Below are 20400 nucleotides of genomic sequence, written 5' to 3' on the forward strand. Positions count from 1 at the left end.
TGAAAGCGATTAAAGCCTGCACTCATCACTTAGTTAAGCACGCTAGCTTCTAGGATGTTTTGATCCACAAGCTTGTTGAGTAGTTGCTGGCTATTCCTCCGTAGGTTATCGCGTAACAAACGCATCGCTGGAGTAATTGATTGGCGGCTGGGGCAAATAAGCCATAACTCGGTAGGAGTAGGTTGATAATCGTGCATTACACTCACTAAGTTACCGGCTAAAATATCTGAAGCCATATCTAAGCTAGATTTAACCGCCAGCCCATGGCCGGCCACACACCAGCGCCTCACTAAATCGCCATCATTTGCTGCTCGATTGCTCGTCATTTTAATCTTGTAGCTTTGTTGCTCATCATTAAAGCGCCAAACATCATGAACAATGTCGTGCAGTTGATAGAGTAAACCGTTGTGTTTGCTTAGCTCTTTAGGGTGCTTGGGTGTCCCATGTTTTAGCAAGTACTCTGGGCTGGCGCACAATAGCCGTGGAGCGTTACATATTTTGAAGCCGTAAACACTGGCATCGTTGGGTGAACCATAGCGCAAAGCCATATCTACTGAATCACGATAAAAGTCGATGTTGCTGTCACTAATGCTGCTGCGCAGGTTTAGCGCAGGGTAGTGCGACATAAACTCATCTAGCCAGGGGCTGATTACATTTCTGCCCAGATCCGAGGAAAGAGCGATTCGTAGCTCACCGTCAATCACAGCCAAATCGTGTTTCATGTTTTGCTTGGCTTGCTCAAGCATGTGCAGCGCTTGTTCGCATTGAGGAACATAACGCTCACCCGCGGCAGATAAACGCAGGTGTCTGGTTGTTCGAATAAATAGCTCCGCACCTAGTTGGCTTTCTACACGCTTTAGTGCGGCACTAGCCGTGGCAGAACGCATATCTAGCTTGGCTGCGGCAGCTGTAATACTGCGGCATTCTGCTACCTTTAAAATTACCTGTAAATCTTCCAGTAGCATAACAGCACCTTTTTATTGTCTATTTATTTTTGATAATGATTCAAATATTACCCTGTTTATTGAACTGTATGCAAAAGGCTACTATTTAACCCGTTAAAGCGAACCAGCAATTTACTTATTTAGAGGACAGCCAAATGGCCAAGTTAACTATCGTTGCAAACATTAAAGCGAAGGCAGACAAAATTGAGTTAGTAAAAGCAGAACTGCTTAAGCTGATAGATATCACCCGTGCCGAAGAAGGCTGTATTAACTACGATTTACATCAAGACAACGAAAACCCAGCGCACTTTGTGTTTTACGAAAACTGGGAGTCACGTGAACTGTGGCAAACCCACATGGGCAATACTCACTTAGCAGAGTACATGGCGGCAACCGAAGGCGCCGTAGCAGAGTTCACCTTGAATGAAATGACGCAAATTGCTTAGGCCTGAGTGTTTAAAGTACAGCGACATCCATTAATCATTTAGTGGATATCGCTTTATTCTGATGCCAATGGTAAAGCTATATATAGCCAGTAGAATAAAGCTCTAATATTCCCTATCAAATATAGACCTCGGTGTATTTATAACGGATAACATTTCTGATTGTAGCTTACAAATTAATCTGGCTTATGTTTGAGTGTTTTTTATACAATCTAGGTGTTTATTATTAACTGGTTTTACTTAATCAGGTTTTTTACTGGATATTAGGATGTTTTTTTTGGAAGTATTTATTGATGGGTGCGCAGCCAGATTCTAAAAGCTCCTTATATGATATGGAGTATCTATTTTTGTTAACAAGAAAATCTAATGTAAAACTCATTTATTAATTTTTTATCTGGTTTTGTTGATTCATTTATTTTAGTGTTCTGGTAATATTTAATTTAACACTAAGGGATTAGATAAAATGAAACTGTACTACTCACAATTAGCTTTAAGCCTTTGCTTTGTATTATCCGCTTGTGGCGGAGGTGGTGGCGGTGGTGGAGCCAATGATGGAGGCGGTGGTTCCACCGATGTGTCGAGCTTATATCAAGGAGTGGATACATCAGCAGCTATAACCATAGATAATTTAGGGCTCTTTGCTAGTTCTGTTAATGTTTTAATTCAGGATGATACGATATCTTTACCGAGTCAGAACCAAGCTGTTAGAACTCAGCTTTCAGCAAGGGCAAGTATTGACGAAACACTATTTTGCTCAAGTGGCTCTGCAAGCGTGAAAGGAAATATCGATGAAAATAAATTAACAGGGGTATTAGAGTTTAAGTTTGATTCGTGTGACCTTGAGGGAGAGGGGAATATTTACGATGGAGCTTATAAAGTTGATGTGTCTAGAGTTAATCCTAATGATTTTTCACCAATTGATACTAATACTAGTTTTAGTAGTTTCCGCATCAAAACTAGTGATAACAACTATACAGAGCTAAACGGTAATTTAAAGAATGAAGGGCTTGGTACTTGTGATACTAAGGTTGTTCAAAATTTAGTCGTTACGTCTAGCATTCAAGATTTAAATGTATATACAGATGAGCTAACCCTTAATAGAACATGTGCTAATCTTCCTGACACCAGTTTGTCATTTGACAATGCATCTGTTTCTGGTCGCGTTTATCTTGCAGAGCATGGTTTTGTTGATGTATCTAGTCAAAATTTGTTAATTGCAAGGTTTGTTTATTCTGGTCATGAAATTGGTGGCAGGGCAGATGTATATGCAGAAGGTAGCCTCAGTTTTGATAGCGACTCTTCTAGATTAAGCTTTGAAAGTAGCACCAGCTCTGTATTAGATATTAATAAATATGACACACGGGTAACCTTGTTGGATAAAGAGAGTAATCTACTTTCGATTGATGTGTCTATGCCTTCATGGATGGCCAATATCACAGAGGTATTGGAATTAGATGACACCGACTCGGATGGTATGTGGGATGGGTACGAACACCTATACGGATTAAATCATTTACTTGACGATAGCTCTGATGATTTAGATGAAGATGGATATTCAAATGGTTTAGAGTTTCAACTTTTCACCGCTCCAAATGATGAAAACGATCGTCCTGCAGCAGCGATTCGCCTTGGATTACTTAATCTTCCTGATACTGTTTATGTTGGTCAAGAAGTAGATATGCAGATTGAAATGATCGCTTCGTTTGAGCAACGTTTTGCTGAAATTATTGGCGACTTTTCTATTTCTGCAGAGGTAGATTTACAGTCTGGTCTGTGGGTGGTAGATAGCGACTATGGCTGTATACTAAATGGTAATGAGTTGAGGTGTGATAATATCTCAGCCCCAGCTTTGGCTGCTGGATCTTTGAATGGCAATGAAGTCAGTATTCTGGGCTCTATTCACTGGGTTCCTGATGCTGAAGAGAGCGGGTGTATTAATTTTAGTTATTCAGCCGACTATAAGATTGACCTAGAGAGTTCGGGAGGCTGCTCTTATGTTTACTAACTATGGGACCTGCTTCAACTTAAGGTTGCGCAGTTCAAATTAGTTCTTTATTTAATATAAAAAAAGCCAGTCGAATGACTGGCTTTTGCTATACAGGCAACAAAGCTTAGTGAAGAATACGGGCGCGAATAGTGCCGTCAATTTCTTTAAGCTTAGTAATCGCTTGTTCGGCTTGCGCTGTTTCTACATCAATCACTACATAACCTATGCTGTCATTGGTTTGCAGGTACTGCGCTGCAATGTTGATTGAGTCTTCGGCAAAGGCAGAGTTAATTTTGGTTAACACACCCGGTTGGTTATGGTGGATGTGCAACAAACGGCTAGTGCCAGTGTGCTCTGGTAGTGCTACTTCTGGGAAGTTAACTGCCGACAAGGTTGAACCGTTGTCAGAGTATTTAGCCAGTTTCGAGGCTACTTCAATACCGATATTTTCTTGTGCTTCTTGGGTTGAACCGCCTACGTGTGGGCTAAGAATGACGTTGTCATAACCACGTAACTTAGACACAAACTCTTCTTTGTTTGATTTTGGCTCAGTTGGGAAAACATCAATTGCCGCACCCGCAAGCTTTTTGCTTTCTAGTACCGACACCAAAGAATCGATATCAACTACCGTACCGCGAGAGGCGTTAATTAAAATAGAGCCTTGCTTCATAGCGGCAAACTGCGCTTCACCAAACATGTACTTGGTTTGTGCGGTTTCTGGTACGTGTAGGCTTACTACGTCACTCATTGCTAGTAGCTGGTCAAGGTCGGCGATTTGGGTAGCGTTACCCAAAGATAGCTTGTTTTCTATATCGTAGTAGTAAACTTGCATGCCTAGGGTTTCAGCCAAAATACCCAGCTGAGTACCAATATGGCCGTAACCGATAATGCCTAGCTTTTTACCACGTGCTTCATAAGAGTTGTCGGCCGATTTTATCCATTCGCCGCGATGTGCTTTGGCGTTTTTCTCTGGAATGCCACGCAGTAGTAAAATAATTTCACCTAATACTAGTTCAGCTACGCTACGAGTATTAGAGAACGGTGCGTTGAATACTGGAATACCTTTTTGCTGGGCAGCTTTAAGGTCAACTTGGTTAGTACCAATACAGAAACAACCAATGGCAACAAGCTTATTCGCTGCTGCTAGCACACGTTCGTTTAGGTCTGTACGGGAGCGAATACCAATGAAGTGAACGTCTTTGATTTTTTCAATCAGTTCTTCTTCTGCTAGCGAGGTTTTGATCATTTCTACATTTTCATAACCCGCAGATTGGAAAGATTGCAGTGAGCTAGGGTGTAAACCCTCTAACAACAATACTTTGATTTTTTCCTTGCCTAACGAATACTTTGCCATGTTTGCTTCCTAATACCCATGTTACCGCTCGAGCGGCTAAATTTAGCAAAAAAGCAGGGCTTAGGGAATGTAATTTTATTACATCAAATTTTATTCATGATGTGATTATTATTCTCCATAGTGTTTTTTTTGAAGTTTTTAATGTTGTAATTGGGGTTTTGTTTAGTGCTTGATCGAGATTATTGATGGGGTGTTGGAATATTTCATAAAAAAAAGAGCGCGCAATGCACTCTTTTTTTTTAAGGTCTTGCTTGATTAGCGTTTTTTAGCGCCTTCTGGGGTGCCAATGATCACTTCATTTGCGCCGCGAGCTGCAAACAGGCCATTAGTGACTACACCTACAATGGCGTTAATGTCGCGTTCCATTGTCACTGGATCTACAATCTTCATATTGTGAACATCTAAGATCACGTTGCCGTTATCGGTGACTACACCTTCACGGTAAACTGGGTCGCCGCCAAGCTTAACCAGCTCGCGCGCTACATAGCTACGGGCCATTGGAATCACTTCAACCGGAAGAGGAAAGTTGCCTAGTACTGGCACTTCTTTGGTATTGTCTACGATACAGATGAACTGGTCGGCAACCGCGGCAATAATCTTTTCACGAGTTAGGGCTGCACCACCGCCCTTGATCATGTGGTTTTGTTGGTTAATTTCGTCGGCGCCGTCTACGTAAACCGACAACTCACTCACACTGTTTAAATCAAACACTTCAATGCCATAAGCAAGTAGCTTTTCGGTAGACGCTTCAGAGCTTGAAACCGCCCCTTTAATGCTGTCTTTCATGGTCGCTAAGGCGTCAATGAAATGGTTCACGGTAGAGCCTGTGCCTACGCCAACAATGGTGTCTTCTTGAACATATTCCAATGCGGCCCAGCCAGCGGCTTTTTTCATTTCATCTTGTGTCATTACAGTGCTCCGAGCAAAGTGAGGGGAAGGGCAAAAGTAGCCCGCTTGTTTGGCGCGGATTATAACCAAGCGATGGCGTTAACGCCATGCTCCTTTGGCGCTTTTTTCGGCGCTTTTATTATTACTGTTTTAGTTATTACCAACACCAATATCTGCTAGGAGTAATAATCCGTTTAAGTGGTTGATCCCATGCCTGAACTGGCACTTCGTTTATTTGCTGGCAATCGTGAGCGAGGCCAATAACTAAAGGTTTATCTCCACTAATTTGTGCCAGCAAGCGGTCGTAATAGCCGCCGCCCATGCCTAGGCGGTTACCTTGCGAGTCAAAGGCTACCAAGGGGGCTAGGATTAAATCTAGTTGCTGAGTGTCAATTACCTGTTTGGCGTCAAAAATGGGTTCGCCAATGCCAAATTTATTGGCTTGTAAGGGGCTGCTGGCTTGATAACGATGAAAGCACATCTCGCCATTTTGGGTGGGGTCAACTAAGGGCACATAAACCTGTTTACCTTGTTGCCATAAACAATTAATTAGCAAGCTTAAATCAAGCTCCCCGTCAAAAGCTAAATAGAGCGCTACCCGTTGCATCGGAATAAGCTCGGGATCGTCTTGCAAGTATTCAAGAATGGCTTGGCTAGCCTCTAGTTGTTGCAAAGGGCTTAAGGCGCTACGTTGTAGGCGTATCTGTTTGCGTAATTGCTGGCGAGGATCTAGCTGAGTCATAAACAAACTTAACTGACAAATTAGACTTTAAGTGTGTATCTATATTGGCAATCAAGCAAGGCGCTGTTACACATTAAGCCAAAATTGGAGTCGATACCGAGAAGAGGGAGTAAAGGTCACCAAGCCTGATGAACAGGCTTGGTAAAAACCAGTAGAGTTATTCTTGCTCTACGTTGTGATACACGTTTTGCACGTCGTCACAGTCATCAAGCATGGCTAGAAATTTCTCGAACATTGCCACGTCATCACCGCTAATGGTGGTGTAGTTTTGCGGAATAAAGCTAATTTCTTCTAGTTCAAACTCTAACTCAGGCAAGGCTTGAGTTAATGAGGTTTTAACCTTGAAGTATTCAGTATGTGGAGCAAATACGGTAATCATACAGTCTTCACTTTCTACATCGGTAACTTCCACGTCGTCCATTAGTAGGATTTCTAGAATGGCGTCTTCGTCGTCACCTTTAAAGGCAAAAATAGCTTGGTGGTCGAACATATGCGCCACGCTGCCTTGGTTACCAATTTTAGATTTGGTTTTTACAAAGGCTTGGCGAACGTCGGTAAAGGTACGGCTGTTGTTATCGGTTAAGCAGTCAACAATTACCATACAGCCGCCAGGACCGTAACCTTCGTAGCGCGCTGGAACGTAGTCTTCGCCTGCGCCGCCTTTGGCTTTGTCGATAGCTTTATCGATTACGTGACTAGGAACTTGGTCTTTTTTGGCGCGGTCTACAACACTGCGTAACTGTAGGTTAGCTTCTAGATCGGCACCGCCATTTTTAGCGATAACGTAGATTTCTTTACTGTATTTAGAATAAACCTTGGTTTTTGCACCAGCGGTTTTGGCCATTGAGGCCTTACGTACTTCAAAACTTCTGCCCATAGGGATGCTCTTTTCTTCGATGCTTAAAAATTCTGGGAAAGGATTTTACCAGCTGAAATACAAGGAACAAGGGCTGGCGCGGGTTCTCGATCAATAATGCGCTTAATTTAGTTAAATCGTGAGGTATTTAACTGTTAAATCCTCACGATTATCTAGGTGCTTGATAGCCTTTTGCGACTAAATAGCTGTTTGTAGCATATTTAAAGTTGCTCTAAAGACTGCTTACTTAAATAGGCAGGGTTATAGTATTTGTCGGCAAGGCTATGCGCTTGCACCGACTCGTAATCAATCACCGTGCTTTTGTTGGTTTGGATGCTATCAACCAGTGTCATGGTTTTTACTACGGTTCGCCCATCTCGCTGGCCTTGCTCAAAGTAAGCTTGTTTTGCCAGTTTGCCAGACTTTAAGTAGAGGTCGGCTTTTAGTGGAAAATTGCTGCGGTGATCTACCCACAAGTCTATTTTTTGATAGCTGGCACCACTGGTTTTAGCCTGCAGTTGTAAATGCAGAGCCGTTACGCCATCTAGCACACTAATTTCACCTAATTCGCCTTGGTAATCTTCACTCCAAGTGAGGGTCGAGATGTCGCCTACCGAGGCTTCACCCAACAGTTTTTGCATGGGAGTAATGCGAATTGGCCTGCGGCTATTTGGCATAAGCAGCCAGTAATTGTCGCCGAGCATCAGCATTTTTTGCCCCAGCTCCGATTGCGCTTTAAATACCACTAGCGATTCACGTTCTGGGCGAATATACACGTTGTAACGGTGTTTCTTTTTTAGCTGCTGTTTATCAAATTGACTCACCTCGGTCACTACTTTGGCCGATGCGCTCTGCAAGCGGTAGCTGTCGGCTTCAAGCAAGCGCAGACTAACTTCTTCATTCGCTTGCACTAAACCAATGCTAAATAAGCTACCTAATAACCACAGTTTAAATAGACTAAACATAAATAAGTGCCTCGGTAATAGGCTTCTTTATGCCTTTGTTAGCAGCAATGGCAGACGCCAATGCGCATATACACACCACGCCTAAAGAGACGATGGCAGCCAACATGAATGAGAAAGTAATATGTAGTGGGTAGCCTACGCTGCGCCCCGGTGGAGGAGGCATTTGAATATCGGCAAATAGCAGCGTTAATGATACCGAGCCACTAAGTAGCACGCCTATTAGGCTGCCAATTAAGGCCAGAACTACAGCTTCTAATACAAAGCCAATTAGCTGTTCCGAATTGGCAGTGCCCAAGGCGGATAGGGTGCCTATTTCTCGGGTTCGCTCAGTAACCGACATGCTCAAGGTATTAAACAACGACACAAACACCACTAGCGCCATAATAAAGCCCATCACTCCAAAGATGCGGTTGTACAAGCCTTTTACCGCTTCGTAGAAGAAGGCCTGTTCCCACCATGGCGTGACCAACAAACTTGGTTGCTGTTGTTCAACTTGTTGTTTGAGCTGGCTAATATCTTGATTGGCAAAGGCAAATACCGACATTAAGCTCACCTTATCGGTGGCGAGCAGGGCTTGGCTATCACTTAAGGAGATATACACTAGGCGTTTGTCCATCTCTGGAACACCCGTAGAAACAATGCCTTGCACGGTAAAGTCGAAGGCATTTAGCGCGCCCTCTGTGGTGGTGCTAAGCAGCGTTAGCCAATCACCGGGTTGTACTTTCATGTTGCGTGCTAGTTCGTCGCCTAGCAAAATTTGTGGCAAGTCTTGGTCACTTTGCTCGGTGAGTAGTTGACCAGCCTTTAGGTCTAAAAAGGGCCCTTTCTGGGTAAACTCGCTGGGCAATACGCCTTGGCCTACAAAAATTGCCGATTTATCGCCGTTGCTAATTAGGCCGCTAAATTCGATGCGCGGTTGCACCGCTTTTATCCCGTTTAAGGCCATTAAGTCTTGGCGTTGTTGTTGCCAGTTAGCTAAGCCGTATTGCAGGGGAGTATCTTCTTGCTGGTTAAAATACTCTGGGCTAGACAAGGTTAAGTGGCCAGTGTCGCGTGCGGCGGCCTCGGCTAGCGATTGATAGGTAAACAAACCAAATCCGCCAGAGGTGACCAAGGCCATTACCGCAATGGCGATAATAAGCACCGACATAATGCTGCGGCGGCGATTTCGTTGCACATTAAGTAATGCATGTTTTAGGCGACGCATGCGCTAACCTCCTTGGGTAATACCTGTCCGTCTAGTAGTTCTATTTGTCGGTCGCAATGTTCACTCATCCGGTTATCGTGAGTGGCGATCACAAAAGTGGTGTTGTGGCTTTTGCCAATGGCCTTCATCAGCTCTACAACTTGGTGGGCGGTGTGGCTGTCGAGGCTAGCTGTTGGTTCGTCGGCAATGACCAAGCGAGGTTGGTGAATCAAAGCTCGTGCCACAGCAATGCGTTGTTGTTGGCCGCCCGACAAACGGTCGGGTTTAGCTTGTGCAAAGTCGGCCATGCCTACTGCATCTAAAATTTGCATAATGCGCTGCCTGCGTTGTTGGCTAGGCACTTTATTTAGCATTAGCGGGTACTCTACGTTTTCGTAGGCGCTCATTACTGGCACCAAGTTAAAGCGTTGGAATACAAAGCCCAGCTGTTGTCGCCGTAGCTGCATGCAATGCTGCGGGTCTTTATCCAGTTTTACCCCATCAAAATACAGCTCGCCTTGGTAGTTAAGATCTAACAAGCCACAAATATTAAGTAAGGTGCTTTTGCCTGAGCCTGATGGGCCGCAAAGAGCAATCATTTCGCCAGCACGAATATGTTCATTAACATTGTTAAGCGCCTGCTGGCTTACTTGGCCGGTTTGGTAAAACTTACTTAAGCCTTTAAATTGCAACATATTCTATCCTTAGCTCTTATTTTGCTTAGCCATTAGCTGCGCGGTGAGCTGGCTGTAATCATCATTTACACCGCTTTGCTGTAGTTGCTTAAACCATTGTTGAGCCAGTGCCGGTTGCTGGTTGTTTAAGGCCGCCTCTACAGCAAAGCGGTATACCCACGAGGTGGCTTGGGCTGGAGATTGCAAAAAGCGCTGGTCATTAAGTACTTGTTTAAAGAGCTGCATGCCTTGGTCTTGGTAATTAAAAAAGTCTGGCACGCTGGTAAAGGTTACTGCGGCCGTTGCCTGCATATATATCGCTTGAGGCAGGTAGCGATATTGCTGCTGCCATTGCTCTTCTCCAATCATATTTAAGGCTTTATCCATGCGTGCTAAGCCATCTTCGGTGTAACGCATTTTGCTCCAAGGCATCCAAGCATCGTCACCTTTTAAGGTCTCGGTGCCACCTAGATAAAACAAAGTCCAAGGGTCTGAAGGTTGCTGCTGATGGGCGAGTTGTAACTCTTTATACAGTGAATCTAGCTGCGAGTAGTCGCCTTGAGCTGCTTGAAAGTAAGTGGCAAGTTGTTGCTCGTTAATGCTAGCGCTTGCGGAATAAGAGCAAACAAGTAGTAGGCTGGCTAAAGTAAGCTTTTTCATGATCAATCCTTGTGAGTGTGAGTACATGAGCAAGATTACGATTGATATTCCCTTACGGCTGCATGATGCGATAAAAGGTAGCTGGCGAAGATTAATGGAATGTTGAGCTGATGAATGAGCAGAGCGCAGAGCGAGGCTTAACGTGTTTACTCCATAACTAGTCTTAGTGTTTGCTGGTGGCCCGCAATCACTCTTCACCTATCGTTGCTTAGCTCATGTTGGTGAACAATAGCGTTAGACCGATTTTGTTTTAAATGGCCTTTTGGGGGGATGAATGCTGTAATTATATACAGAAATCTGCGATTCCTACTTTCTACAAGTGATTGCATACTTTCATGCTGATGTTTTTGTTATTTTTCGAGCTAGGTGGCTGATGTAGCTTAGGAAAGGTGATAACCTTGGTTTTATCAAATGTATGATAAGAGGAAAAATTCCGTGTTTAAACAAGGAAATTTTCCTATTAATAAAATGTTATACGTAAAAGGAGATCGAGTGATATTCCCAGATGATATTGCTACTTGGCTAAAAATAATTGGGGCGCTGAGTACAGCGATCGGCTCAATTCTTCTAGCTTGGCGCGTTAAAGAAATTCTAAAGTGGGTGGTTTATGGGCTTGTAGCCCATGAGCAGTCGCTAATGCAAGTTCGAAAAATATTAAACAACGAACAACAAACCGAACCAATGGTTGAGGGAGTAACAAATCATCTTCTGGATATTGAAAGTAAGCTAGGCATAATTTTGTTAATCGCGGGTTTTCTTTTTCTAGCGGTTGGCATGTTGGCAACAGCAGCATCGTTCTTTTTTGTCGGCAGCGGTGCAAACGTATAACAAGGCAATGCAGCACAGCCACTTCGTGGCTTGGACAGCCTAGCCGTCGCTCGTTTTGTGCATGGCTTCGCCATTAACGCACAAAACAATCAACAACTAGTCTGCCGCTGATTGCGGCGTTATACGTTTTATAAGTTCAGATGTAAGAAAAATAAGGAAAAAAATGGAACAAGTAATTAAGCTTCAGTTGGCGCTGTTTTTTGAGTCTTACCAAATGAGACCAGATAACTTGATGCACAGTATCAACTCAGATATGGGGAACTTGTTTGATGCAATGCCACAAATCATCCCAATGCCTGAAGATGCACCTCTTGATATTCCAAGGGTTCAACTTCGGTCTGAGAATAATCGTTACAACTGTAATATTGCTCCATCGAGAGTCGATTTCATAATAAATGGTAACGGCAGTAATGAGTCGTCTTGGGTACAGCTAACAAATGATTTTCTTGCAAAACTTCGTTTGTTTGTACGCTCAGTAAACTCTAAAGCTGGCAGTATCAGATTTGGTTTAATCGGTAACTTTTTCGTACCAGATAACGCTAATAGTGCGTCAATCACTAGAAAGTACTTAAAAGTTGACCTTAATTCAGCTGAAGAAATTAACTTACGCTTTAACAAGCGTAACAGCTCACATGGGTTGAATCTTAACAATATAACCTCAATCAATACTGCTGTAGCTGAAATTAACAATATACCCAACAAAGGTGTTTTCATTGAACTAGATATTAATAATATTCCTGACAATCGAAAACTTGATATCGAGAACCTTATTGAGTTAGTTAGTAAACAGTTACCAAATTTTGCTCCCGAAAAGGTGAAAGGGTTGGTGAAATAATGAGTTCATCATCAACTAGTCAGTATCAACCACCTTCTAGCTCTTCGGGTCAACCTAGTGATGCGCAAGCATGGCAAAAATTAGTTACTGATGCCGCTAAACCAAAGACACCAGCTCAGATTCGAGCTGCTGGGGACATAAAAGTAAAAGTTGGAGTCCTATGGTTAGTTGGCATTACTTGTGCAATTTTGGCTGTTTTTGGGGGAGTGGTTTTTATAAGAACTCCAGAGCACGCAAAAGACATATGGGTTATTATCGCTCCAATTATTACAGCAGGTCTAACAGGCACTTTGGCTTTTTTAACCGGAGAAAAAGCAGGTTCATCGAAATAACGTATAACAAATAAGAATAGGTGTCGCGCAGCCGACACCTTATTCGGGTGTTGAACAAGCCCGATGCTCCTTTCTATAGTAAATAACGGTGTTGATGTTGGCGGGGCCAAGGTCCTGTTTACTTTTTACAAGACGAGTTTGGCTAAGACGGGGTGAATGGCGTTAAGCCCTTACCCGTATGGCGTAGCGCTAAGTTGTTATTGTGTGTATTTTCATCCTCATGTTAAGCCCTGCCATTCTCCTTGTACTGTTCGCCTTTCGGCTAGCTCGTTCGGCTAATGCCTATTCAGGCTTTGTTGTTGGTCTGCGGCACTAAACCACAATATTGGTTGTTACTTTTGTGGTCACCGAGTTAGCAATAAAACATTGCTGATGGGCTTGATGATGCATTTTCTCAAGCTTAGCTAGGCTCACCTCTTGCCCTGAAAAAACCACTTTAGGGTTGAGCTTTACCTCTGTCATGGCCATTTTTCCTTGTTCATTTAGGGCCATTACTCCTACCGCTTTGTCTTCATAGCTATCCACTACCAAACGGTTTTTAGCAGCTATAGATAAGAAAAACAGCATGTGACAGCTAGACAGTGAGGCGACAAAGGCTTCTTCTGGGTCAACGTTTGCTTCTACCGAGTATGGCAGCGGCACCACATGGGGTGACGACGAGGCTGCAACAGTTTGGCCACCATCAAAGTGCCAGTGGTGGCCTCGGCTGTATTGGTTGTTGGTATAAGTTTCATCGGCTTGGCGTTGCCATTCTACAATGGCGAAGTATTCAGACATAAGCGTTCCTGCGGTGAGTAAGCAAAGTTAAAACAATACAGGTTTAGCATGTTGCAGTCGTTAGTACTTGGCAATGAAAAATTCAAGCTTAAGGGCATTAGCTTGAAATTTATTGCCAAGCAAGCAACTCTAATGGTTAACAGCGTTTTTTAGGAACCATTATGCTCAACATGAATTTTGACCAAGCCTTGGCGATTAACACCGAACAAATGGATTGGCTGGCTAGCCCCTCGGCTGGGGTATTGCGTAAACCACTAGAGCGAGAAGCAAAAGAGTCTGGCCATGTAACCAGCATTGTGCAGTATCAGCCAGAGTCTTTTTTCCCTGAGCATCCACACCCACAAGGTGAAGAAATTTTGGTATTAGAGGGGGGGTTTTCTGATGAGCGTGGTGATTATCCAGCGGGCACGTATATTCGTAATCCGCCAGGCAGCAAACATAGCCCTTTTAGCAAACAAGGCTGCGTGATATTTGTAAAACTTAATCAGTTTGATGCGCGCGATCTTACTCAGGTAACAGTTAACACTAAGCAAACGCCTTGGTTGCCAGGCATTGGTGGCTTGGAAGTCATGCCTTTGCATGAGTTTGAACATGAACATGTTGCCTTGGTTAAGTGGCCTGCCGGTGAGGTATTTCAGCCTCATCGTCATTTTGGTGGTGAAGAGATTTTAGTGCTGTCGGGAGAGTTTAAAGACGAACACGGTAGCTACCCTAAACTCACTTGGCTGCGCAGCCCTCACATGAGTCAGCATCATCCTTTTGTTGAACAAGAAACCGTTATTTTAGTGAAAACCGGTCATTTACCGGTAAAGAGTTAGCTGGCGTTGGTTATCTGGGCGGAATACCGCTTAGTGTTTGTTTAAGTATTGGTGTTAGCGATAAAGAAGTAAGAGCGGTGCCCAATGAGGAGAGTCGGGCGGGCACCGCCCCTACAAAACGGTCTACTGTTCGAGTACTAATTTGTAAAAGCTAACTTGGGTGTAATCACCAGCTTCTATGCCCTTGTTGGTACAGGCTGTGCCCCAGATAGGGTTTTTGGTACCTTGGTTACACTGATTGTAAGCACCTGCTTTAAAGTACATCCAGTCTTGAGCGTAGCTGGTGTCTAAGGCTTCCTCACCGGGATAAGGCTTGCTTAAATCAACCGCAAACTTCACTTCTTTCTCATCGGTTTCACCGATGTTGCTGGTAAAGGTGAGGTGCATAACATTGCCAATGAAGTTTACGTCGTAGCTAACTAGTTCGCCCAATAAAATGCCATCATCTGGGTTGGCATCGGCTTTGGTTAAATCATGTTTACCAAATACGTCGTGAGAAATATCAAAGCGGTCTTTTTTGTCTTTAGGGTTAATTTCGTAGTTCCCAAAAATGCTGCCATGGGTATGGTTAGGCATTTTTCGGTAATAGATTTTTAGAGGTTCGTTGTTAGAACCATGAATTTGACCTATCACAACTGCGTGTGCGCCCATTTTGGTGTCGTTACCACTTTTACTTACTGCATCTACTGTAAGCGCAGCGGTTAAGCGCCCGCCTACTGCGCCAAATGCTGCGGCGTTATTATGCGATTCAATGGCAAAGTTGGTGGCTGGCGCTTTGTACTGGTATGCCTCATTTACGTCTAACATGGCGCGTAATTCACTGCGAGTATTTTTGCTGTTGGGCGTTGTTGGGCCAGTGTTAGGGGCTGCAAATACCATAGCGCCAGTTTCAGAGTCGGTATAAAACCACTCTGGGTGCACGTAAGGATAGTTGACGTAATTAAGCTGAGCAGCAGTAATCTCCATCTCTTTACCTTTACGGGCTTCAGTAAGGTCTGGAATTGGAAGGTTAATCTTCCACTTTTTCATATCGAAGTTTTCACTGGGCGCTTTAGTAGGATCAAGCTTGGCCATTAGTTGTTTTTGGTACTCGCTAGGCGCTGGTTTTACTTGGCTTGAAGTAGCGCTACTTGCCCCACTTACCACCAATGCTGCCACAGCGCAGCTAATCGCTAATGTCTTCATGAATTTTCCATTTTTAATGAATCAAACAGACAGCCTTATGACTGAGTTACCAAAATAGTTTATTCTATTATTGTATTACAATATGTGATTTAGATTACAAAAGCAGCGATTATTTGCCATTTGTTAATCTGGTCAAGCAAACGTAGTGTTAACACCCATTAAGGAGCTTGGCTTAACAAAGCTGATAGGCTGTGAGGTTGTGTTAAAAAAAACAGGTGCGTAAAAAACCTACACCTGCCCATAATAAGATCTAAAGGATTAGATTTTTTTGTGTTGGCGTCGTAAACCTAGGGCGATAAGGCCGATGCCAAATAAAGCCAAGGTTCCAGGCTCCGAAACCGAGACAATGGCAAATTGACCGTTAAGAATGGTATCGCGAAAGGCTTCATCTTCATCACCAAGGTAAGGAGTATTGATATTGTTGGTGATGTTAAAGTTAAGCTGCCACACTAGGTTGTCTCCGTTTTCCCATAGCTCAAATAAGCTGCCGTAATCGGTAGAGAAAAAGTCTTCAGCTAGCGCATCGTCAATGCCTGCATCGTACCAGCTGTAGTCGAAAGACCCGCTTAGCGATACATCACCCATTACTGCGTTGCCAGAGTTAACAACTAGCTGCGCCACTTTAATGCTGTCACCATAAATAATCTCTCCACTGTTTTGGTCGTAGCCTAAAACACTAGTGAAGTTAATATTAATGTTGCCACCCTGGTCGAAGCTAACGCCACCCGTATCGGTAAACCCGCCGCTTAAATCGTTGTAGTCAAAGGTCATCGCCCAGCTATTATTTAAGCCAGCGTTATACAGTGGGGTATTAGGACTTCGGTATAAACCTGAAGCATTGCCGTTGCCAGACTCAGTAAAGCTTGAGTTAACATCTGGGCTACAGAAGCCCCCGGTGCAGTTGCCATTCTGCAGTGTCGAAGTAGCATGAATGTTAGTGGTTAAGTAGTCTGCCTTGGCTGTGCTAGTACCACCTAAGTTTAAGTAGAAGGGCACCGCATGGGCTACGTTTATGCTAGCCGCGAGCACCAAGGCCCAGCAGCAAGAAGGGAGTATCTTCATTTTATATTTCCATTATAAGTTGATGATAGTAATCAGCTTTTCCGTTTTACAATAATTGCTGACTTATTTGTTGTTAAGCAAAAAACAGACCTATCAATATAACCTTATAAAAAATATGGATATTGATTTTTAATTGATACATCAAAGACTTATATAATGTAAAAAAAGTCGACAGCGATTTGTTTAAGCGAATTGACCGAGGGGTAAAGGATCTAAAATGAATGTGATTGAATTACGCGAGTACCAAATTAAGTCTGGAAAAACCGCTCAGTGGCTTAATTTGATGGAAAAGGAAATATTACCCTACCAACGAAGTAAAGGCGTGGAGGTAATTAATAGCTATCTATATTGTGACGACAATGGCGATAAGTGGTTTGTTTGGTTGAGGCAGTTTAAAGATGAGCAAAGCCGCCAAGAGGTTCTTTATGCCTAGAAACAAGGTTAATCGTTAAGGCTTACATCGCTTTAAACAAATGGTTGGCGCTGCGGCTTACCGGATATTCGCTATTGTCTGCTAGTGCTACGGTGAGCTTGCCAAGCATGTTTTTGTTTACCCGTTTAATGGCGTTAACTCGAACTAAGGTTGAGCGATGGATCTGCCAAAATAATCCCGGTTCAATTTGGCCTAGCAACTCTTTTAGCGGCGTTCGAATAACGTAGTCACCTTGCTGGCTGCGTACCGTGGTGTACTTGTCTTCCGCCACAAAGGCCAAAATGTTATCGATGGCAATAAGCTCTACCGCCTCTCCTTTACTGGCTCTTATCCATTGTAAGTATTCGGGCTTTTCGTCGAGTGCTTTCACCAGTGCTTGAAGGTCGTAGCTGGGACTAGCTTCAGCACTTGTTTGGCGCTGCTGAATACGTTGGCAGGTTTGCAATAAACGTTGCTCATCAATGGGTTTAAGCAAATAATCAACGGCTTGCTGTTCAAAGGCTTGAATCGCATATTCATCAAAGGCCGTGGTGAATACAATATGTGGTGGTTTAGCTAGTTGGTTGAGCTTTTGCGCCACTTCAATACCGGTCATACCGGGCATACGAATATCTAGAAATACTACGTCGGCGGCCAGTTGCTCAGCAGCGGCTAAGGCGCTTGGGCCATCGCCCGCTTTATCTACAATCTCTAACTCTGGCCAACATTCCCCCAGCATTTTGTCTAAATGAAAACGCAGTAAGGGTTCGTCATCAACAATTATTGCTCGCATGGAAACTCCAATTTGGCCAAGGTTCCGCCGGTTTCTAAAGCTTGAATATGTAAACTAGCTTGATTGGGAAATAAGCTCGCTAGCCGTTTTTGGATGTTGCTTAAGGCCAAACCATGGCCTTGTTTGGCTGCTTGTTTAAAGCCAATGCCGTTATCTTCGATAGTTATTTGCCAGCGCTGCTCGTCCACATTAATGCGCACATTTACCTGGCCGCCTTCGGCCTTGGGTTCAATGCCATGAAAAACCGCATTTTCAACTAAAGGCTGCAATAACATGGGTGGCAATTGGCGCTGGTTAAGCTCTTGCGAAGTAAGCGTAACTGAATACTGCAGGCGCTCACCTAAGCGAATTTGTTGAATCGCTAAATAAGCACTAATACCTGCTACCTCATCTTCTAGGCGAATACTCTCTTGGCGGCTTTTTTTAAGGGTGACTCTTAATAGCTCGGTGAATTTATCTAACAGAATTTCTGCTTGCTTGGGCTCTACTGCGATGAGTGCTTTTAAATTAGCTAGGGTATTAAACAAAAAGTGCGGCTCAATTTGGCTTTGCAGTAATTTTAGTTGGCTGTAGGTAAGTGCTTGCTCCGCTTTTAGCTTTTCTAACTCGGCTTGTTGCAGCGCCGAAGCCATACTTAGGTTTTGCTCGCGGCTAAAAAAGTAGTAGTAAATAACGGCACAGAAAAATAGGCCAATAATCACTACTTTAAGCATTAAGGGCCAATCAAAATCGTCGTAATAAGGGCTTATCCAATACCAAGTATGGGCGCTACCAATGCTTAAGGTGAGTGGAGCGCTCAGCACAAATGCCCAAAAGCTACTCATTTTTGGAAACAGGGTATTAATCAACATGGTGGTGCAAGTGCCTACCGTGCCAAAACCTAAGGCAATAACGAAATGCATCCAATAGGGGCCGCCCCAAATTGCATTGGTGAGGTAGGCAATGGGGAAGGAAAACAGCGCGCAAATTGCCAACGAGCGCCACACTGATAAAAGGCATTTATTGTTCAAAAGAGTCCCTCGAGTTTTATTAAGCCAATTTTATTTTCTGGTAATAAGCTATATACCGCATCACTCGCTCCACCAAGATAGCGCAGCCTTGCGCCAAGCGTCCATCCTTGACTAAATTGGTAATCTAGCCTTGCTGTAGCGATCACGCCACCGTCTTCTGGCGCTAGCATTAAATCAAACGCCGGTTGCCAATCTTCTATGTCACGATGCCAATGCAGCATTACATTGTGTTGCAGCAAGTTTTGACCATTAAATACTTCACCTTGGGAAAAACGTAAGTGGCTAATGTCGCCACTTTGTTGCTGCAAGTAATAACTAATATCGGCGACTTGTTGCCATTGTGTTTGGTTTAGCACGCGCTTATCAAACCAATATTCTAGGATCAGGTTATCACCATTTAAATTTGCCCAAGTCATGCCTATTAAGGCTTGAAAACCATGATTAAATTGTTGATCGATTATCGGTGATACTTGACCAATGTTGCTGCTGTTTAGTTGGCTAACACTGCGCTGATAATGCTGCTGGTAACGGCTCTCGGCATGTACTTCCCAAGCATCACCAAAGGTAGTGACCCATGTTCCACCTAGGTTAAGCGCCCGTTTATTGTCGTAATAGCTTATTGCCTGCCATTCGCTATCGTTATTAAGTTGGTACCAACGTAAACCTAGGCCGCGTTGCTGTAGGCCTTCGGACTCTGTTGCTAGGTAAGAGTCGGTATAAAATAAAGCATATTCGCCATTGCCACTAAACTGGCTAAGGCTTAATACGCCCACGCCTTCTTCTACTTGAATAGCTACCGGATTACGCCGAAAAGGCAGGAACATATCCAAAGGGCGAAAACCATAACTTACGCCTAAGTCGATGCGTTGTTTACCTACCAGCAAGTCTCGCTCGGCTAGCTCGGTTTTCCAGAATAGCTCGGCCACAATTAAGTCATGCTGGTTGTCTTGTTTTTGTTTGGCTTGGCTTAAAGCAACTAGCTGCCCTTGTACATTGCCATATTGAGGAAACCAGCGCAGAGCTGCATCGCCAAACCATTGGTCTTCACTGTTGAACACCGGGCTATTTGAAGCACTAGCAAAACCGCTATCTAGTTCCAAATGCCATTGCTGTTGCCAAGCGGCTTGACTAAAAGTACTGGTAAACAATAGCAGCCAAATAAAACGAAATTGAGCCAAAACTTTTCCTAGTAAAATCGTGTCCTTTGAGCATTAGCTTACGAGAGAGGTTAAGGGAACTGGTTTGAATGCGATAAACGGTTAGTTAAGTTGATAAAGTGTTTTAACTAGCGATAAGTGGTTGGCGGAATTAAAGAGGTTTTTTTGGGGGGTAGTTGGAATGTGAACTGTCTGGGGGCTTGGTTATTTCTAGTAGAATCTAGTGTGAGACTCCATCAGCAATTAATCTGGTTGCCCTTATCAAGTTTGACTCGTTAGAACGCATGTCCTCCGAAGTAGATTATTAAGAGTTGTTTTTAAACTAATTTCTCGCTGTTACTAAAAATACTTGCAGTAATCTTTGTCTATGACTTACCATCACAATGATATGAAAGCTTTATTTTTGATCTTTGTGTTTTGCTTACAAATGGTATCCGGCGTTTCTAGCGCTTCGGAGCATTCTTCGCATGCGCAAAAACATAGTGCCGATCA

22 protein-coding genes are annotated in these 20400 nt (G+C 43.5%); 7 read left to right on the forward strand and 15 right to left on the reverse strand.

Translation table 11 applies throughout. The annotated features are described in order from the left end of the window. Positions 1–29 precede the first annotated feature (29 nt). Entirely contained in the window at positions 30–965 is a 936-nt protein-coding gene (locus K5L93_RS14000; RefSeq protein WP_220720388.1) for a LysR family transcriptional regulator, read from the reverse strand. Positions 966–1099: 134 nt separating this feature from the next. Between K5L93_RS14000 and K5L93_RS14005 the strand changes: the two genes are divergently transcribed. Together K5L93_RS14005 and K5L93_RS14010 are read left to right on the forward strand one after the other, a co-directional pair. Continuing rightward, a complete protein-coding gene (locus tag K5L93_RS14005) occupies positions 1100–1390 on the forward strand; it encodes a putative quinol monooxygenase (protein ID WP_220720389.1) in 291 nt (96 codons plus the stop codon). 460 nt (positions 1391–1850) lie between these two features. Further along, positions 1851–3392, forward strand: coding sequence for a hypothetical protein (locus K5L93_RS14010; protein WP_220720390.1), 1542 nt, complete (start codon positions 1851–1853; stop codon positions 3390–3392). A 106-nt stretch (positions 3393–3498) separates the two neighbouring features. On the opposite strand, the gene serA is transcribed toward K5L93_RS14010, so the two are convergent. The 8 genes from serA to K5L93_RS14050 form a co-directional block, all read right to left on the reverse strand. After that, entirely contained in the window at positions 3499–4728 is a 1230-nt protein-coding gene (serA, locus tag K5L93_RS14015; RefSeq protein ID WP_220720391.1) for a phosphoglycerate dehydrogenase, read from the reverse strand. Between the two features lie 255 nt (positions 4729–4983). Then, on the reverse strand, positions 4984–5637 hold the full coding sequence (rpiA, locus tag K5L93_RS14020) for a ribose-5-phosphate isomerase RpiA (RefSeq protein WP_220720392.1): 654 nt from the start codon (positions 5635–5637) through the stop codon (positions 4984–4986). Between the two features lie 136 nt (positions 5638–5773). Continuing rightward, positions 5774–6358, reverse strand: coding sequence for a 5-formyltetrahydrofolate cyclo-ligase (locus K5L93_RS14025; protein WP_220720393.1), 585 nt, complete (start codon positions 6356–6358; stop codon positions 5774–5776). Between the two features lie 157 nt (positions 6359–6515). Then, positions 6516–7235, reverse strand: a complete 720-nt coding sequence (locus tag K5L93_RS14030) for a YebC/PmpR family DNA-binding transcriptional regulator (RefSeq protein ID WP_220720394.1) — start codon at positions 7233–7235, stop codon at positions 6516–6518. 200 nt (positions 7236–7435) lie between these two features. Next, the gene (locus K5L93_RS14035) at positions 7436–8179 is read right to left on the reverse strand and encodes an outer membrane lipoprotein-sorting protein (RefSeq protein ID WP_220720395.1); all 744 of its coding nucleotides are present in this window, start codon (positions 8177–8179) and stop codon (positions 7436–7438) included. Beyond that, a complete protein-coding gene (locus tag K5L93_RS14040) occupies positions 8172–9386 on the reverse strand; it encodes an ABC transporter permease (RefSeq protein ID WP_220720396.1) in 1215 nt (404 codons plus the stop codon). The genes K5L93_RS14035 and K5L93_RS14040 overlap by 8 nt, the downstream gene beginning before the upstream one ends. Continuing rightward, positions 9374–10060 (reverse strand): ABC transporter ATP-binding protein, encoded by a 687-nt coding sequence (locus tag K5L93_RS14045; RefSeq protein WP_220720397.1) that lies wholly within the window; start codon positions 10058–10060, stop codon positions 9374–9376. Before K5L93_RS14045 ends, K5L93_RS14040 begins: the two co-directional genes overlap by 13 nt. Positions 10061–10069: 9 nt before the next feature. After that, positions 10070–10699 (reverse strand): hypothetical protein, encoded by a 630-nt coding sequence (locus K5L93_RS14050; protein WP_220720398.1) that lies wholly within the window; start codon positions 10697–10699, stop codon positions 10070–10072. Positions 10700–11134: 435 nt separating this feature from the next. Between K5L93_RS14050 and K5L93_RS14055 the strand changes: the two genes are divergently transcribed. The 3 genes from K5L93_RS14055 (at position 11135) to K5L93_RS14065 (ending at position 12694) form a co-directional block, all read left to right on the forward strand. Beyond that, positions 11135–11527 (forward strand): hypothetical protein, encoded by a 393-nt coding sequence (locus tag K5L93_RS14055; RefSeq protein ID WP_220720399.1) that lies wholly within the window; start codon positions 11135–11137, stop codon positions 11525–11527. Between the two features lie 163 nt (positions 11528–11690). Further along, on the forward strand, positions 11691–12362 hold the full coding sequence (locus tag K5L93_RS14060) for a hypothetical protein (protein ID WP_220720400.1): 672 nt from the start codon (positions 11691–11693) through the stop codon (positions 12360–12362). Continuing rightward, positions 12362–12694: a hypothetical protein gene (locus K5L93_RS14065; protein WP_220720401.1), complete on the forward strand. Its 333-nt coding sequence runs from the start codon at positions 12362–12364 to the stop codon at positions 12692–12694. The genes K5L93_RS14060 and K5L93_RS14065 overlap by 1 nt, the downstream gene beginning before the upstream one ends. A gap of 312 nt (positions 12695–13006) precedes the next feature. Here K5L93_RS14065 and K5L93_RS14070 read toward each other — a convergent pair whose 3' ends face one another. Then, positions 13007–13471 carry an OsmC family protein gene (locus tag K5L93_RS14070; protein WP_220720402.1) on the reverse strand — a complete coding sequence of 155 codons (465 nt, stop codon included), beginning with the start codon at positions 13469–13471 and terminating at the stop codon, positions 13007–13009. Positions 13472–13632: 161 nt separating this feature from the next. Here K5L93_RS14070 and K5L93_RS14075 point away from each other — a divergent pair, with 161 nt between their 5' ends. Continuing rightward, positions 13633–14289 carry a cupin domain-containing protein gene (locus tag K5L93_RS14075; protein WP_220720403.1) on the forward strand — a complete coding sequence of 219 codons (657 nt, stop codon included), beginning with the start codon at positions 13633–13635 and terminating at the stop codon, positions 14287–14289. Between the two features lie 123 nt (positions 14290–14412). Here K5L93_RS14075 and K5L93_RS14080 read toward each other — a convergent pair whose 3' ends face one another. Both K5L93_RS14080 and K5L93_RS14085 read right to left on the reverse strand, forming a co-directional pair. Continuing rightward, positions 14413–15474, reverse strand: a complete 1062-nt coding sequence (locus tag K5L93_RS14080; protein ID WP_220720404.1) for a polysaccharide lyase family 7 protein — start codon at positions 15472–15474, stop codon at positions 14413–14415. Positions 15475–15732: 258 nt separating this feature from the next. Continuing rightward, positions 15733–16536, reverse strand: coding sequence for a PEP-CTERM sorting domain-containing protein (locus tag K5L93_RS14085; RefSeq protein WP_220720405.1), 804 nt, complete (start codon positions 16534–16536; stop codon positions 15733–15735). Between the two features lie 217 nt (positions 16537–16753). On the opposite strand from K5L93_RS14085, the gene K5L93_RS14090 reads away from it, so the two are divergent. Next, positions 16754–16969, forward strand: coding sequence for an NIPSNAP family protein (locus K5L93_RS14090; RefSeq protein WP_246615055.1), 216 nt, complete (start codon positions 16754–16756; stop codon positions 16967–16969). Positions 16970–16991: 22 nt separating this feature from the next. Here K5L93_RS14090 and K5L93_RS14095 read toward each other — a convergent pair whose 3' ends face one another. The 3 genes from K5L93_RS14095 to K5L93_RS14105 are packed head-to-tail and all read right to left on the reverse strand — an operon-like array spanning position 16992 to position 19929. Then, complete coding sequence (locus K5L93_RS14095) at positions 16992–17741, reverse strand: LytR/AlgR family response regulator transcription factor (protein WP_220720406.1); 750 nt, start codon at positions 17739–17741, stop codon at positions 16992–16994. After that, complete coding sequence (locus K5L93_RS14100) at positions 17729–18715, reverse strand: sensor histidine kinase (RefSeq protein WP_220720407.1); 987 nt, start codon at positions 18713–18715, stop codon at positions 17729–17731. The genes K5L93_RS14095 and K5L93_RS14100 overlap by 13 nt, the downstream gene beginning before the upstream one ends. 32 nt (positions 18716–18747) lie before the next feature. Then, positions 18748–19929 (reverse strand): hypothetical protein, encoded by a 1182-nt coding sequence (locus K5L93_RS14105; protein WP_220720408.1) that lies wholly within the window; start codon positions 19927–19929, stop codon positions 18748–18750. Positions 19930–20400: the final 471 nt, after the last annotated feature.

The organism is Agarivorans litoreus, assembly GCF_019649015.1.
Classification (GTDB): Bacteria; Pseudomonadota; Gammaproteobacteria; order Enterobacterales; family Celerinatantimonadaceae; genus Agarivorans; species Agarivorans litoreus.

Coding starts and splice junctions, on each gene's coding strand:
- K5L93_RS14090 (WP_246615055.1), top strand. CDS start 16,754: ATGAATGTGATTGAATTACGCGAGTACCAAATTAAGTCTGGAAAAACC.
- K5L93_RS14035 (WP_220720395.1), bottom strand. CDS start 8,179: ATGTTTAGTCTATTTAAACTGTGGTTATTAGGTAGCTTATTTAGCATT.
- K5L93_RS14080 (WP_220720404.1), bottom strand. CDS start 15,474: ATGAAGACATTAGCGATTAGCTGCGCTGTGGCAGCATTGGTGGTAAGT.
- K5L93_RS14095 (WP_220720406.1), bottom strand. CDS start 17,741: ATGCGAGCAATAATTGTTGATGACGAACCCTTACTGCGTTTTCATTTA.
- K5L93_RS14060 (WP_220720400.1), top strand. CDS start 11,691: ATGGAACAAGTAATTAAGCTTCAGTTGGCGCTGTTTTTTGAGTCTTAC.
- K5L93_RS14070 (WP_220720402.1), bottom strand. CDS start 13,471: ATGTCTGAATACTTCGCCATTGTAGAATGGCAACGCCAAGCCGATGAA.
- K5L93_RS14030 (WP_220720394.1), bottom strand. CDS start 7,235: ATGGGCAGAAGTTTTGAAGTACGTAAGGCCTCAATGGCCAAAACCGCT.
- K5L93_RS14025 (WP_220720393.1), bottom strand. CDS start 6,358: ATGACTCAGCTAGATCCTCGCCAGCAATTACGCAAACAGATACGCCTA.
- K5L93_RS14045 (WP_220720397.1), bottom strand. CDS start 10,060: ATGTTGCAATTTAAAGGCTTAAGTAAGTTTTACCAAACCGGCCAAGTA.
- K5L93_RS14065 (WP_220720401.1), top strand. CDS start 12,362: ATGAGTTCATCATCAACTAGTCAGTATCAACCACCTTCTAGCTCTTCG.
- K5L93_RS14040 (WP_220720396.1), bottom strand. CDS start 9,386: ATGCGTCGCCTAAAACATGCATTACTTAATGTGCAACGAAATCGCCGC.
- K5L93_RS14010 (WP_220720390.1), top strand. CDS start 1,851: ATGAAACTGTACTACTCACAATTAGCTTTAAGCCTTTGCTTTGTATTA.
- K5L93_RS14005 (WP_220720389.1), top strand. CDS start 1,100: ATGGCCAAGTTAACTATCGTTGCAAACATTAAAGCGAAGGCAGACAAA.
- rpiA (WP_220720392.1), bottom strand. CDS start 5,637: ATGACACAAGATGAAATGAAAAAAGCCGCTGGCTGGGCCGCATTGGAA.
- K5L93_RS14000 (WP_220720388.1), bottom strand. CDS start 965: ATGCTACTGGAAGATTTACAGGTAATTTTAAAGGTAGCAGAATGCCGC.
- K5L93_RS14085 (WP_220720405.1), bottom strand. CDS start 16,536: ATGAAGATACTCCCTTCTTGCTGCTGGGCCTTGGTGCTCGCGGCTAGC.
- serA (WP_220720391.1), bottom strand. CDS start 4,728: ATGGCAAAGTATTCGTTAGGCAAGGAAAAAATCAAAGTATTGTTGTTA.
- K5L93_RS14075 (WP_220720403.1), top strand. CDS start 13,633: ATGCTCAACATGAATTTTGACCAAGCCTTGGCGATTAACACCGAACAA.
- K5L93_RS14050 (WP_220720398.1), bottom strand. CDS start 10,699: ATGAAAAAGCTTACTTTAGCCAGCCTACTACTTGTTTGCTCTTATTCC.